The organism is Bacillus sp. 22475 (assembly GCF_052044835.1).
Lineage (GTDB): Bacteria > Bacillota > Bacilli > Bacillales > Bacillaceae_G > Bacillus_A > Bacillus_A cereus.
Genome location: NZ_JBQENW010000013.1, coordinates 15,415 through 30,100 on the forward strand (window position 1 = coordinate 15,415; position 14,686 = coordinate 30,100).

Genomic DNA, 14,686 nt, shown 5'->3' on the forward strand with positions numbered 1-14,686 from the left:
TTATTTTTCAATACTTTTTAAAACGTTAAAATAGTGTTTCACTTGATTAATTATTATCTTGATATACTTTTAAAGAATTCATATGAAAAAGCATTGGCATACGCCAATGCTTTCTCATTATCTCTTTTGATTCGGTTTATGCGGTTCATTTGGAGTATATGGCTTATTTGGTTTATTTGGAGCCTCAGTCTTTTTCCAACTTACCGCTAACTCTGGACTTGTTTTTTCTTCACTACGCTCAAGTAATACTACTGCATTTTGAATAGTCGGTGTACCTTTATGCGCAATCCCTTGTAGTTTCGTTAAATTTCCTGATACTTTAAAGCTAAATCCACCAGCTGGTGTTTGTTTCGGAATTAAAATACGGAACTTCTCTCCTACATTAAATTCTGTTTTTGTTTCGCCTTTTTCATTTGCAAATTTCACGCCCGCTGGTGCACCTGTTGCTTGCACTTTATACGTTCCGCTTTTTGCATTTGTTTCTACCGTATATAAACCTGTTTCAAAGAAATCATTTTTTAATACTGCTTCTTGTTCTTCTGTAGGAGTTACACTCATCGTAATTTCTTGTAACTCTTCACTAGCGTTTGCTTTTGCAACGATGTCTTTCGTTACTTTCTCTACATTTTTATTGCGGAAATCTAAATCATTAACATCAATTTGTTTTAACGCATTCCACACTGCCAGCTGCGTTGCGTAATGCGCCTCTCTCCAATCAGATACCCCTAATTCTTGTGGGCTCTTTTGTGGATATCCATTCAACAGTACACGGTACACATTAATATCCACTTTCCCCATTTCTGGTAAATCTTGACCGCTCGGAGATTTTAAATCTACATTTAAGCAAAATGCAATTTTTCCATCTGCCGTTTTAATAAGTTCTGTTCGAATTGGTTTCTTCTTTGACTTACTATAACTCCAATTCATTTCATACTTTGTATGATCCATAACTTCTGCGAATGCTTTTTGAAGTGGGAATAATACAAATAAGACACTTAAAAACATAGCTAAAAGTTTGAACGATTGCTTTATATTCATGTTTACAGCCCCTTAATAACAAACTTAATACTAAGTAGTATTTAATTAGAAAATATTTTTATGCACAAAAAAAGAGTGCATAGAAGCACTCTTTTTTCTTTCTTACTTTAATCTTAGAAATCGAAGTTATCAGGATCTGGACCAACGCGGTGATTTTGGTTTAACGCATCGATTTTTTCCATGTCTTCTTTTGTTAATTCAAAGTTAAATACATCAGCATTTGCAATAATGCGGTGTTCTTTCGTTGATTTCGGAATTGTAATTACTCCGTTTTGAAGATCCCAACGTAAAATTACTTGTGCTGTTGTTTTACCGTGTTTCTCAGCAATTTCTTGTAATGTTTCATTATCTAATAATTGACCTTGCATTAGTGGTGACCATGCTTCCATTTGAATACCTTGTTCTTTACAGAAAGCTTGTAGTTCTTTTTGTGTTAAACGAGGGTGGTATTCTACTTGGTTAATCATTGGCTTAATTTCTGCATCTTTCATTACATCTTGTAAGTGATGAATTTGGAAGTTACTTACACCAATTGCACGTACACGCTCTTCTTTATAAAGTGTTTCTAGTGCTCTCCACGTATCTTTATATTTTCCTTCTACAGGCCAGTGAACAAGATATAGGTCTAAATAATCTAGTTCTAATTTCTTTAAGCTCTCTTCGTATGCAGCAATTGTTTCTTCGTATCCTTGATCTGCGTTCCATACTTTTGAAGTGATGAATAATTCTTCTCTTGAAATACCAGTCGCTTCAATACCTGCACGGATACCTTCACCTACTGCTTTTTCATTTCCGTAAATTGCAGCTGTATCGATGCTACGGTATCCTGCTTTAATCGCTGATTTTACAGCTTCTACAAGTTCTGGTCCTTCTTCTACTTTAAATACACCTAAACCGAACCAAGGCATTTCTACACCATTATTTAATACTGTTTTACTTTGTAAGTTTTTCATTTTATTTTCTCTCCTTTTATTTTACTTGATCTCTTTTTTCTAATGTCATGCTCCATGCTGTTAAAATCACAGCACCTACTACCATAAGACCGCCTACCCAAGCAGTATGGATTAATCCTAACGAATTCGTTACAAGGCCACCTATATAAGAACCTAAAGCGATCCCTCCGTTAAATGCGGCAATATTAATTGCTGAAGCAACATCAACCGCACTTGGAACAAAGCGCTCTGCCAATATAACTACATATACTTGTAGCCCCGGAACATTCATAAATGCGAATAGTCCCATGAAAATAATTGTGATTAATCCAGCTACTTTAAATGGCGCTGTAAATGTTAAAACAAATAATATGATCGCTTGAATAAAGAACATGTAAAATAGCGCTCGAATCGGATTATGATTCGATAATTTCCCGCCAACCATATTCCCTATCGCAATGGCGATTCCGTACACTAATAAAATGATAGTAACGGTACTTGCTTCAAATCCTGTTACTTCTTGTAATAGGGGTGATAAATACGTAAATGTTACGAATGTACCACCGTATCCAAGTGCAGTAATAATGAAAACAAGTAATAGTCTTCCATTTTTAATTAATTTAAATTGATCACGAAACGATACAGGTACACCATTTTTTAAATTAGATGGGACGAGTATACTGTTTGCGATGAAAGCAATAATTCCAATTACGACAATCGCCATAAATGACGCTCTCCAGCCAAACTCTTGACCGATAAATGTTCCAATTGGCACACCAGTAATAGTCGCAACTGTTAATCCAGTAAACATAATCGCAATTGCGCTAGCACGTTTATTTTCTGGTACGATTGCAGCCGCAATTGTAGATCCTATCGACATAAACACACCGTGTGCAAATGCAGCTACAATCCTTGCGATAATTAATACAGTGAAGCTTGTTGCAACAGCCGCAATGCCATTACCAATAATGAAAATAACCATAATCCACATTAATAATGTCTTTCGCGACATACTAGCCGTTAACGCTGTTAAAACAGGAGCTCCTACTGCTGCTCCTAACGCATATAAGGAAACCGTTAAACCGGCTGTTGTAACTGAAACATTTAAATCTTTCGAAATAGATGGTAGTAAACCGACACTAATAAACTCGGTCGTACCAATCCCAAACGCACTAATTGCTAGTGCTAATAAAGCAAACATACTTCTTCGATTCGTCTGAACTTCCGAAGACGGTACTGTATATGAACTCAATTGAATTCCTCCTTATTACAAGAAATCCAATCATAATAGTATGATAAAAAGGCCCTTTTATCTTCTAAAAAATATATTTCATACTTACAAATGCTATTATGAATGGTTTCATTCCTTTTTTGAAGAACGCACTTTAAAGTACGATAGGCACTAAAAAGTAACATAGTCACTTTTTGGTACCGTACTACTCATTTGCCTCTTACATGTGCTATTATGAAACATATTTAACATAATAAAAAGTACGTACTTTAAAGTGCTATAGGTACTAAAAAGTAACATTTGTATTATTAAACTTACTTTACTCAAAAAGGGAGGGTTTCATATGAAGAAATACAATATTCCTGTAGAGGCGACTTTAGAAGTTATCGGCGGCAAATGGAAAGTTGTTATTCTTTGTCACTTAACGAAAGGTACAAAGAGAACGAGTGAATTAAAACGCTCAATGCCTGGTATTACACAAAAAATGTTAACACAGCAATTACGTGAATTAGAAGACGACGGGGTCATTCAAAGAAAAGTATACAACCAAGTCCCACCGAAAGTAGAATATTCTCTTACCGACTACGGTTGGTCTTTAGAATCCATTCTTGACTCTCTTTGTTCTTGGGGCGAATGCCATCTTGAAAAAGAAGGTAACACATCGATGCTAATTGCAGAAGGTGAATAATAGGAAAAAGGAAAAAACGAACATGAATTTGTTCGTTTTTTCCTTTTTTTCTATATATATATGTACATTTCTAACTGAAACAAAATATTTTATACGCTTTCATACCTTGTCAGCACTACGTTATACACTCAATATCAAATAATTAGGAATCATTTTTATGTTAACATAGGTGTATATAGTATATAATATAGGATATATATTATATACACTTTCCGGTAACGGAGCTTTTCCATTATGCGGACAAGCCATGTATCGGACAGTTCATAAATAATAAGTAAGACGTTATGGTTTTAGATTTATGTCAGCTTACTTGCTGTCATAAATTTAAAGGCATTTTATTGTGTTTTGTGAAACTTTGCATAAAGTTTCGTAAACGTTTACTATCTTACTTATAAAAAATAAGAGTATTGCTATCGTAAAGGAGAATTGGAGATGCCAGAAACTATGACTCAAACAAAGCCAGAACAAGAAACTGTACAAATTTCTGCTAGCCAAGGACAACTTGATGTACTTGATCAGTTGTTAAAACCTGAGGTACAAGAATCATTAACAACACTAGTAGAACAGCTTCCAAAATTAACTGAGCTTGTTAACATTTTAACTAAGTCTTATGACTTCGCTCAAACTGTTGCTACTGATGAAGTATTAAAAAGCGACACTGTTGGTGCAATTACAGAGCTTGTAGAACCTGTAAAAGATACAGTGAAAAGCATGGCTGCAACTGCAATCGAAGCGAAAGATCGTGCTGACGAAAGCAACGAAGTTATCGGCCTATTCGGTCTGTTAAAATTACTAAAAGATCCACAAGCACAAAAAATGTTCCGCTTTGTGAACGCATATCTTCAAATTAGTGCAGAACGTAACAATAAATAATTTAACTTATAACAACAATTAGTAAAGACGGGGGATATCATACTATGTCAAAACAAATTGTCATCTTAGGCGCTGGTTATGGCGGTCTTCTTGCCGCTTTAAACGTACGTAAATATTACAGCAAATCAGAAGCACAAGTTACAGTGATTAACCAATACCCAACACACCAAATCATCACTGAATTACACCGCCTTGCAGCTGGTAACGTGTCTGAGCAAGCAATTGCAATGCCACTTACAAAGCTTTTCAAAGGTAAAGATATCGATCTTAAAATTGCAACAGTTGAGTCATTCTCAGTTGATAGCAAAGAAATCAAACTAGCTGGCGGCACTACTTTATCTTACGATGCACTTGTAGTTGCTTTAGGAAGTAAAACTGCTTACTTCGGTATTCCAGGACTAGAAGAAAACAGCATGGTATTAAAATCTGCTGCTGATGCAAACAAAATCTACAAACACGTTGAAGACCGTATTCGTGAATACGCGAAAACGAAAAACGAAGCTGATGCTACAATCGTAATCGGTGGTGGCGGATTAACTGGCGTTGAGCTAGTTGGTGAGCTTGCTGACATTATGCCTAAACTTGCAAAAAGCCACGGCGTAAATCCAAAAGAAGTTAAACTTCTTCTTGTTGAAGCAGGTCCAAAAATCCTTCCAGTATTACCAGACCACTTAATCGAACGTGCAACTACTAGCCTAGAAGCACGCGGCGTTACATTCTTAACTGGTCTTCCTGTAACAAACGTTGCTGGCAATGAAATCGACTTAAAAGACGGTCAAAAACTTGTTGCTAACACATTCGTTTGGACAGGTGGCGTTCAAGGTAACCCATTAATCGGTGAATCAGGTCTTGAAGTTAACCGTGGACGAGCAACAGTTGATGCATACCTACAATCTACTTCTCACAAAGACGTATTCGTTGCTGGAGACAGCGCTGTTGTCTTCTCTCCAGACGGTCGTCCATACCCACCAACTGCACAAATCGCTTGGCAAATGGGTGAGTTAATTGGATACAACTTATACGCAGCACTAGAAGGCAAAGCATTCGAAGAGTTCGCACCTGTAAACTCTGGAACACTTGCTAGTCTAGGACGTAAAGATGCGGTTGCTACAATTGGAGCAAGCAATACTCCACTTAAAGGCTTACCAGCATCATTAATGAAAGAAGCAAGTAACGTTCGTTACTTATCACACATTAAAGGTCTATTCAGCTTAGCTTACTAATCTGAATATAAGCCCGAATCATGCCCTGCATGGTTCGGGCTATTTTTTATCCGTAATTTTCTCTAATTTATTTATTCGGCAAAAGAATAATATAACCCTTTTAATTATCTAAATTTACTGATTATTTTATGTCTAAATTGTGTATATGAAAAGAGTGAAAGCATCTTCTTTCCTTCCACTCTTCCACAAAAACTATTATCCCAATTTCACTAAGCTATAGTTCTTCTTTCCTTTACGGATAATAATAAATCTTCCATCAAACGAGTTTTCTACAGTAACATCTATACCCGTATCTGTTACTTTCTCGCCATTCATAGATATAGCTCCATTATTAATATCCTCACGCGCTTGTCGTCTAGATGGTTCAATTCCTAAATCAACTAGCCACTCTACAATATTTTTCGTCTCTTTTGAAGACTGGAACGTTGGCATCTCTTTAAAGCCTTGTTCAATTTCATCAGCTGTTAACGATTTAATATCTCCGCTAAATAACGCTGCTGTAATTTTCTCAGCTTGTAATAATGCCTCTTCTCCATGAACGAATTTCGTCATTTCTTCCGCTAACACTTTTTGCGCTTCACGTTTATGAGGTTCCGCTTCTACCTTCGTTGCTAATTCATCAATACGCTCTTTCGTTAAGAACGTAAAGTATTTCAAGTATTTAATTACGTCACGGTCATCTGTATTTACCCAGAACTGGTAAAATTCAAACGGTGTCGTTTTTTCAGGATCAAGCCAAACGGCACCACCTGCTGATTTACCAAACTTCGTACCGTCCGATTTTAATAATAACGGAATCGTTAATCCGAATACTTTCGCCTCATGACCTTCTAACTTACGAATTAAATCTAAACCACTCGTAATATTTCCCCATTGGTCACTACCACCAATTTGAAGTTGAACATCCTCTTTCGTGTATAAATGATGGAAGTCCATCGCTTGCAAAATTTGGTACGTGAATTCCGTGAAAGAAATACCTGTATCCAAACGGCTTGCTACAATATCCTTCGCTAACATGCTATTGATGCTAAAGTTTTTCCCGTAATCACGTAAAAACTCAATAATATTTATTTTATGTGTCCAATCATAATTATTTACCATCTTCACTTCGCTATTTCCGCCAAAATCAAATAGCTTTTTCATTTGTGCTGTTAACGCATCTACATTATGCTGAACCACTTCTAACGTTTGAAGTTGACGCTCTGATTGTCGTCCACTCGGATCACCAATTGTTCCTGTTGCCCCGCCAATTAAAATAACAGGATGATGGCCAGCTAATTGGAATCTCTTCATCATCATAAACGGAATCAAATGTCCGATATGCATACTATCACCAGTCGGATCAACTCCGCAGTATAGTGAAATCTTTTTCTCTTCTACTAGCTTACGTAAGCCTTCTTCGTCAGTCTGCTGATTAACGGCGCCGCGCCATTCTAATTCATCAATAATATTCATCTTTTGTCATCCCCTTTATTTTTTAAAAACAAAAAAGCCCCTATGTCTACGATAGACATAGGGACGATTATTCACCGTGTTACCACCCAGTTTGCATAAATAGCATAGCTACTCATACCACTCTTAGCAATAATATCGATTGCTAGTCCGCTTAGCATTACCTAAGATACTCCAGAGTGTAATTCGCAAGTTTGTTTGTGCTAGGTTCCAGCAACCCCTAGCTCTCTCGTTAACAGTGACAAACTGCTACTAGGCTCTTTCAACGTATGTTATTTGTTAAATTATTAGCATTATATTGAATTGAAAACAAATTGTCAACAATACCCAAATATTATTTTAAAATAATTCATATCTTCATACGTATTTCGTTATTCCTTATCTTCTCCAATAATCCTTACTTCTCGCTCTAACTTCACGCCAAATTTCTCTTCAACTGTCTTTTGTACGAAGTGAATTAAATCGATGTAATCTTGTGCTGTTCCGTTATCAACATTCACCATAAATCCAGCGTGTTTTAAAGAAACTTCCACTCCACCAATTCGCTTACCTTGTAGTCCTGAGTCTTGAATCAACTTACCAGCAAAGTTATTTGGTGGACGCTTAAATACGCTACCACATGAAGGATATTCTAGAGGCTGCTTTGACTCACGCTTAAACGTTAAATCATCCATTTTTGCTTTAATTTCTTCACGTACACCTTCTTCAAGTTCAAATCTCGCTTCAAGAATAATGTAATGGTTGTTAGCAAATACACTCTTACGATATCCAAATTCAAATGCTTCTTTCGTCAAAGTACGTAGCTCTCCATCACCTGTCATTACAACAGCTTCTGTTAACACGAACGATACTTCACCACCGTAAGCACCAGCATTCATATATAACGCTCCGCCAACTGAACCTGGAATACCACAAGCAAACTCAAGACCCGTTAAGTTATGGTCTAAGGCAATACGTGATACGTCAATAATTGCTGCACCACACTGTGCTACAATCGTCGTTCCTGTTACAGTAACACCTGTAATATGAATTAAACTTACTGTAATCCCGCGAATCCCACCATCTTTAATAATGACATTCGATCCATTTCCTAAAAACGTAACTGGAATATTATATTCGTTCGCATATTTGATAACTTCTTGAATTTCATCATAATTTGTAGGCGCAACGAAAACATCTGCTTTTCCGCCAACTTTAATATGCGTATGATTCTTTAACATTTCATCTTGTTTAACATGTCCTTCAGGCAATACCGTACTTAAATATTTATAAACCTCTTGCATATTCATTTTACGATTCCTCTATTTCTATATTCATTTTATCCCGTTATACGGGCCCATAATATCCCCACGTACATGAAAGAACCTAAAGTGGTGGATACAGTGTACCCAAAATCAATTCGAGACACCTATAAACCTCTTAATTTATAAGAGGTGCCACTCATATTAAAATATATATTGCATAATAAAGCAACCCAAATGGACTACTAAACTTGACATGTCATCAGAAAGACAACAATTTGTAAAATATGTGACTTTTTCAAAACACTATCCCTCAGTATCTTACTATACCATACAAAAAGAAAGTGGTATTTTTTTGTACTTTTTACTTTATTTACATCAATAAAAAAAGAGCACATCCAACAGAATGTGCTCTTTCTATACTCTTTATATTACTTTTCGTTCTCTTCTTTTTCTTTATCAAACCATAACAGCTCATCGTTATCAACTTCACCATTATAATTGATTAAAATTTCTTCTCCTGCTTTTATATCCTTATAAGCAAAGAAGTTAAACGTATGGTTCTCGAAGACAATATCATACGTTGCATTCGGTTTATATGAATGATTAAATAACATACCGTATCCTAAAAGGATTGCCGTATGATTGATCCCATACTCAAATGCGTAGTCAGCAAGTAACGTTTTCTCAATATGTTCATGCTGTTCATTCGGATAAGAGATAACTGGTGCTGAGTGTATCAACTCACCCTTTTTAATATCACGAGTTGCAAATACACCTCTATTAAATTCTCCATCACTAAGTTCAGAAGTCTTAACTTCGATCATATGCGTCACCTATATAATTCTTTCTTTGAAGTATTTTATTCCGCTATTTGCGAATAGCTTGATTGGTGAAGGCTAATCATCGGTATGTATTAGTCTCACTTTATCTCCTTAAGCTTGGCAGAAAACTCGCAGAAAAGCAATTAAATTCCTATCAAGTATTCGTTTCAAGGAAAAAGAGCACATCATTTGTGCTCTTTTCAAGCGATATTACTTTTCTAAAATATTTTCTAACAACTTCACTTGCTCGCTAACAGTTTGTAACGTCTTCACTGACGTATCATTTCGATGCTTTTCTTCTTCCACACTCGCTAACACTTCTTCTGTAGCTGTAGAAGTTTGCTGAATTACGTTAGAAGCATGCGTAACATCCTTTACGATATTCGTCGTTTTAACTTGGAAACTTTCTTGATGAACAACAACCTCTCGCATTACTTCATTAATCGCATTAATAAACTTCCCTAAATCAGTTACGTTTGTTAAAACGCTTGCTAACATTTCGTTACACTCTTCTTGTACTCTTTCTGACTTCTCTACCTGCACTTCTACCTTACTTGCTTGATTACTAAACTCCTTCAAAATCCCTTGAATTCTTCCCGCAGAACGATTTGATTCTTCAGCAAGCTTTAACACTTCACTCGCTACAATAGCAAAACCTTTTCCATGCTCGCCTGCCCTGGCAGCTTCAATATTTGCATTTAAAGCTAGCAAACTCGTCTGACTTGAAATATTCGTTATTACATCTACAATTTCATTAATTTGTTTCGATTGCATCATTAAATCTCTAAATATAATTCCAGACTGTGAAACAACATCATTTAAACTTCTCATGTTAGCTTCAAAATTTCTTAAAGTATGTACGCTACCCTTTGAAATTTCTAAACTTTCATCCACACGAGCCGATGCAGTTCTTACTTGAGAGATGATTTGTTCAATATTTCCCTCCATATCATTCAATACCTCTACCGAACGATACATCATTTCTGATTGTGATTGCGTACCAACTGCAACCTCTTCAAAGGCAAAATTAATTTCACTCATCGATTCCATCGACGTGTTCATATTTTGTCTTAAATGATTGAAATTACTATCTAGTTTCACAACTGTTTCTCCAATAAGCCTTTGCGTCTCTTCTAGCTCCTGAGCTTTTCTCATCACTTCTTGCTTCTCATCGCTTAAACGAAGGAGCAGATTAGAACCGATTTTCGTGACGCCCCACATAGCGATTGTTACAATCGCTAACAAACTTGCAAAATTAGCAGCTTCAGACGAGGCTGTATAAGCAAAAAATTGCTCCGGCCAATAGCTACAAAGGATAAATGTGATCACAACAGCTACCCCGCCAAGAATTAAAATGAGGCGCTCGCTTAAATAAATAAGTGAAACAGCTAATGTAAAATAGACCATTTGAAATACAGCCGGGCTTTCATTAAAAGCTTGTACCATAATGTAAGACATTGTAAGCAACATAAATGTCATGATATATTTATACGCTGATTCCATACTTTTTATAAAAGTAAAAAGCGTTCCAAATACAACGACAGAAATACCACAAATCCAAAACGCTATTGCTCTCTCTGTAAAAATATATCCATAATACCCAATCGCGATTATCCCAAGGAAGAAACTACAAATCGTTATAAACAGTAATAAATGATTTTTCTGTGATTCTTTCTCAAGGTTAGAAAAACAAGTCCTCTTTAGCCACTCCATATGAAGCCCCACCTTCTACTTATACATATCAATCATTTCAGTTTAAATACCGCACTCACTGGGTTATGATCGCTATTTTCAAACTTTAAATCTTTCCCTTGTACATTTACAATCTCTACATTCGGTGAAACGATAAAGCCATCAATAATAGTGACGAAATTTTCACCTTCTACATATTTCTTCACATCATCTCTCACAGTCATAACAGACGGATCTACAGCCCACTTAAAGCCACCATCCGTAAAGTCCTTCGGTAACTCTACTAACCACTCAGGACGCTCTTTCACGAACTTCGGATCACTTAATTGAGCGTTTGAAACTAATTGATTCCAATCTCCGCCCATTATTACGTAATCACCATTTTCATAATGCTTGTTCATATATTCTTTTAAATACTCTACTTGCTGTTTTCTAATTTTCCCGCCTTCATCATAAGCAGACAAATGTAAATTTACGAGTCTAACATGTTTCCCATTATTAACAGGAATTTTATACTCCACAATTGCTCGATCTAAATCAAACAAACGCTTTGGCCAAGGCTCCATTCCAGGAAGCTGGAACCTCTTCGCTTCTTGAACAGTGTATTTAGAAAACGTACTTAATCCAGCCTCCGCATATCCCATTGGATTTGTTATTGGCACCGGAACCCATTTCGTATCGTAGTTCTTTCCAAATGACGAAACATAATCAGGTAATCCTTTTTTCAAAAATTCATGTCCATTTACATCAAATGAACGAAGTGACTTTATATCAACTTCTTGTAATAACACAAAATCACTATTCTCATTTTGTAAAAACGAAAGCATATTCTTTAAATTAGTTTCCGTTTGCTCTTTACTACTTGAACCAGATCCCTTTCCACCATCCATAAAGAAATCTTGATCCTTATCTAATCCAGCATAGCCAATATTAAATGTCGTAACTTTAAATTCATTTCCAGTCGCTAATACGCGCTCCTTATTATTCTCCACCTTCAAACTTATAACATCAGCAGGCTGTTCTTTAGTAAGTGTCATATACGCTAGAAATCCTCCTACAATGCCTGCTACTACTAAAACACATGTAAATACGATTTTAAAAAATTTCTTCAAATAAATGACTCCTTTTCACGCGAATTTATTTTTCTTTATTTTCAGTCAAATAAAATAAAACGACACACATAAGAAACATTTTATCATAATTAAAACATTATATCACTATATTTAGTTGATAAGTAATCGATCCCATTTTAATTACTTAAAAAGCCTTCAGACATCAAAAAAAGAAAAGTTACACCCTCCTCCTCACTGGAAATTAAACGTTATATTTAGTACACTATATGTAATAATCATAGGCGATGGAGTTCGCCATAAACGCTGCTTAGCTAATGACTCCTACCAGTATGGATACTGGTAGGAGTCTATTTTTTTGAGCAAGCTATTTAAAGAGGTGAGAAAATTGATTTATATTATCGTTGGCATTGCTGGTATATTAGGAGCTCTTTCTCGTTATTATTTAGGTCTTAATATCAACACATTTTGGCATCATTCATTTCCATTGGCAACATTACTCATTAACTTAATCGGTTGCTTCTTTTTAGCGTGGCTAACTACTTATATCGCTCGGCTAAACATCTTACCTTCAGAGGTTATCACAGGCATCGGAACTGGATTCATCGGTTCCTTTACGACTTTTTCAACATTTAGTGTAGAAACTGTGCAATTGATCAATCATTCTGAGTGGAGCATAGCCTTCTTATATGTATCATGCAGCATACTTGGTGGCCTCATTATGTCTGGCCTTGGCTATACACTTGGAGATTTCTTAATTAAGAAATCTCTTACGGAAGGTGATTACTCATGATAGAAGCTTTATTAGTCGCAACAGGAGGATTTTTCGGTGCGATTACACGATTTGCAATTAGCAATTGGTTTAAGAAAAGAAATAAAACACAATTTCCAATTGCTACATTCCTTATTAATATAACAGGGGCATTTTTACTTGGATATATAATTGGCAACGGAGTCACTACAGGCTGGCAACTATTATTAGGTACTGGATTTATGGGCGCATTCACTACATTTTCTACGTTTAAATTAGAATCTGTTCAGCTTCTCAATCTTAAAAAACCATACATCTTCCTTTTATATTTAAGTGCTACTTACATAATTGGTATCGCCTTTGCTTTCCTTGGAATGAAGCTAGGCGGAATATAAAAAAAGCGACTCTATTGAGTCGCTTTTTTTCATAAGAAATATGTCCCGCCATATGGAATGGAAAATAAACCAGCTGGATGTACATCGTAATGTACAATTTGCATCGGAAGTTGTGAATACGGCATATACTGACTTTGCATCATTTGTGCAGCTTGTGCTTGCTGCTGCATGTGAATAGCCTGATACACAGCATGAATTGTTCCCTGTGCCCCTGCCCAAGTAATAGCCGATCCTACTTGTCTTACATTATAAAAATGATGGTTCATCATGATTCATCTCACTTATTCTTTTTCTTCCATATGGTATGTTTCTATTTCATAGTGAGTGCTTTGGCCCCTATTGGTAGCACCTATCTATTGCCCTTTTTCAGCTTTGAAGTAATAAATCCAAATAGCAATATACCTATACCACTAAGGAACAATATATAACTTATCGGTACTAGGAAAAAGAAAGGTTCTTCAAGGAATCCATCCGCTCCTACTTTACTGTTTGAAGCATGTATAGTTAAAGAAATAATCGCTAAAATCATGAAAGAAATAGCCATTACATATTTATTTTTCATTATATATTCTCCTTCGTTAATTCCCACTAATCTTGTTACCATCAACAATAATATAAAACACATTATAAATCAATAATATTTTATCGTTTTTCGATAAAATATTTGTTTTTCACTTCATAAAAAAAGTTATAGACAATGTTTCGTCTATAACCTTTTCACTCCATTATTTCACTCCATTATTTCACTCCAAAATATGCCTTTTGGAACATACACATTCTTATCGCATTATGGTAAGAGCCATCAACGAAAAACTCATCTTGCAGTTCACCTTCAACGACAAACCCGACCTTTTTATAAACATGTACAGCCTTCTCATTTTCCTTATCAACCACTAAATAAAGCTTATGCATATTTAATACAGAAAAAGCGTAATCCATTGCTAAACGCGTCGCATCCACTGCATAACCATATCCTTGATAATTCGGATCAATAATAATTTGGAATTCTGTTCTACGGTGAATATAATCGATTTCTACTAACTCAACTAATCCAACCATTTCATTGTCTTTCTCAACGATAAATCGGCGTTCGCTTTGATCATGTATATGTTTATCGTATAAGTCTTGCAGCTCCACAAATGCCTCATATGGCTCTTCAAACCAATACGACATAATATGCGCATTATTATTCAGTTCGTGTACAAACTTTAAATCTTCTCGTTCTAATGGACGTAACTTCAATTCCTGATTCATTCCTATAACCTCCAAGTAAAAG

Annotated in this window: 16 protein-coding genes, 1 riboswitch and 1 other annotated feature; of the genes, 5 read left to right on the forward strand and 11 right to left on the reverse strand. The window is 35.7% G+C overall.

All coding sequences use genetic code 11. From position 1 onward, the window contains the following. Positions 1 to 117 precede the first annotated feature (117 nt). From ACTJJY_RS19620 to ACTJJY_RS19630, 3 genes are all read right to left on the reverse strand, one after another. The gene (locus ACTJJY_RS19620; protein WP_440606338.1) at positions 118 to 1,038 is read right to left on the reverse strand and encodes a thioester domain-containing protein; all 921 of its coding nucleotides are present in this window, start codon (positions 1,036 to 1,038) and stop codon (positions 118 to 120) included. 113 nt (positions 1,039 to 1,151) lie between these two features. Further along, positions 1,152 to 1,991 (reverse strand): aldo/keto reductase, encoded by an 840-nt coding sequence (locus tag ACTJJY_RS19625; RefSeq protein ID WP_072940894.1) that lies wholly within the window; start codon positions 1,989 to 1,991, stop codon positions 1,152 to 1,154. A 16-nt stretch (positions 1,992 to 2,007) separates the two neighbouring features. Then, entirely contained in the window at positions 2,008 to 3,171 is a 1,164-nt protein-coding gene (locus ACTJJY_RS19630) for an MFS transporter (RefSeq protein WP_440606375.1), read from the reverse strand. 373 nt (positions 3,172 to 3,544) lie between these two features. On the opposite strand from ACTJJY_RS19630, the gene ACTJJY_RS19635 reads away from it, so the two are divergent. The 3 genes from ACTJJY_RS19635 (at position 3,545) to ACTJJY_RS19645 (ending at position 5,985) form a co-directional block, all read left to right on the forward strand. Further along, positions 3,545 to 3,889 carry a winged helix-turn-helix transcriptional regulator gene (locus ACTJJY_RS19635; protein WP_000760481.1) on the forward strand — a complete coding sequence of 115 codons (345 nt, stop codon included), beginning with the start codon at positions 3,545 to 3,547 and terminating at the stop codon, positions 3,887 to 3,889. Positions 3,890 to 4,321: 432 nt separating this feature from the next. Continuing rightward, positions 4,322 to 4,762, forward strand: coding sequence for a DUF1641 domain-containing protein (locus ACTJJY_RS19640; RefSeq protein WP_001115309.1), 441 nt, complete (start codon positions 4,322 to 4,324; stop codon positions 4,760 to 4,762). A 44-nt stretch (positions 4,763 to 4,806) separates the two neighbouring features. After that, positions 4,807 to 5,985, forward strand: coding sequence for an NAD(P)/FAD-dependent oxidoreductase (locus tag ACTJJY_RS19645; protein ID WP_000043199.1), 1,179 nt, complete (start codon positions 4,807 to 4,809; stop codon positions 5,983 to 5,985). A 195-nt stretch (positions 5,986 to 6,180) separates the two neighbouring features. Here the strand turns inward: ACTJJY_RS19645 and tyrS are convergent, their stop codons facing one another. From tyrS to ACTJJY_RS19670, 5 genes are all read right to left on the reverse strand, one after another. Continuing rightward, positions 6,181 to 7,440 (reverse strand): tyrosine--tRNA ligase, encoded by a 1,260-nt coding sequence (gene tyrS, locus ACTJJY_RS19650; protein ID WP_440606339.1) that lies wholly within the window; start codon positions 7,438 to 7,440, stop codon positions 6,181 to 6,183. Between the two features lie 56 nt (positions 7,441 to 7,496). Continuing rightward, positions 7,497 to 7,712, reverse strand: a binding site (T-box leader). Positions 7,713 to 7,808: 96 nt separating this feature from the next. Further along, entirely contained in the window at positions 7,809 to 8,726 is a 918-nt protein-coding gene (gene murB, locus ACTJJY_RS19655; RefSeq protein ID WP_001057106.1) for a UDP-N-acetylmuramate dehydrogenase, read from the reverse strand. A gap of 383 nt (positions 8,727 to 9,109) precedes the next feature. Continuing rightward, complete coding sequence (locus ACTJJY_RS19660; protein ID WP_139213315.1) at positions 9,110 to 9,505, reverse strand: SET domain-containing protein; 396 nt, start codon at positions 9,503 to 9,505, stop codon at positions 9,110 to 9,112. 207 nt (positions 9,506 to 9,712) lie between these two features. After that, positions 9,713 to 11,215: a DUF4077 domain-containing protein gene (locus ACTJJY_RS19665; RefSeq protein WP_440606340.1), complete on the reverse strand. Its 1,503-nt coding sequence runs from the start codon at positions 11,213 to 11,215 to the stop codon at positions 9,713 to 9,715. A 32-nt stretch (positions 11,216 to 11,247) separates the two neighbouring features. Next, positions 11,248 to 12,306: an endonuclease/exonuclease/phosphatase family protein gene (locus ACTJJY_RS19670; protein ID WP_440606341.1), complete on the reverse strand. Its 1,059-nt coding sequence runs from the start codon at positions 12,304 to 12,306 to the stop codon at positions 11,248 to 11,250. Positions 12,307 to 12,538: 232 nt separating this feature from the next. After that, a riboswitch (Fluoride riboswitch) is annotated at positions 12,539 to 12,598 on the forward strand. A gap of 54 nt (positions 12,599 to 12,652) precedes the next feature. Between ACTJJY_RS19670 and crcB (ACTJJY_RS19675) the strand changes: the two genes are divergently transcribed. Continuing rightward, entirely contained in the window at positions 12,653 to 13,057 is a 405-nt protein-coding gene (crcB, locus tag ACTJJY_RS19675; RefSeq protein ID WP_000639312.1) for a fluoride efflux transporter CrcB, read from the forward strand. Next, complete coding sequence (gene crcB / locus ACTJJY_RS19680; RefSeq protein ID WP_440606342.1) at positions 13,054 to 13,410, forward strand: fluoride efflux transporter CrcB; 357 nt, start codon at positions 13,054 to 13,056, stop codon at positions 13,408 to 13,410. The genes crcB (ACTJJY_RS19675) and crcB (ACTJJY_RS19680) overlap by 4 nt, the downstream gene beginning before the upstream one ends. 29 nt (positions 13,411 to 13,439) lie before the next feature. Here crcB (ACTJJY_RS19680) and ACTJJY_RS19685 read toward each other — a convergent pair whose 3' ends face one another. From ACTJJY_RS19685 to speG, 3 genes are all read right to left on the reverse strand, one after another. Further along, positions 13,440 to 13,679, reverse strand: coding sequence for a DUF3947 family protein (locus tag ACTJJY_RS19685; RefSeq protein ID WP_440606343.1), 240 nt, complete (start codon positions 13,677 to 13,679; stop codon positions 13,440 to 13,442). Between the two features lie 80 nt (positions 13,680 to 13,759). Next, positions 13,760 to 13,972, reverse strand: a complete 213-nt coding sequence (locus ACTJJY_RS19690; RefSeq protein WP_440606344.1) for a DUF3955 domain-containing protein — start codon at positions 13,970 to 13,972, stop codon at positions 13,760 to 13,762. Between the two features lie 176 nt (positions 13,973 to 14,148). Then, positions 14,149 to 14,664, reverse strand: coding sequence for a spermidine N1-acetyltransferase (gene speG, locus ACTJJY_RS19695; RefSeq protein ID WP_440606345.1), 516 nt, complete (start codon positions 14,662 to 14,664; stop codon positions 14,149 to 14,151). Positions 14,665 to 14,686 lie beyond the last annotated feature (22 nt).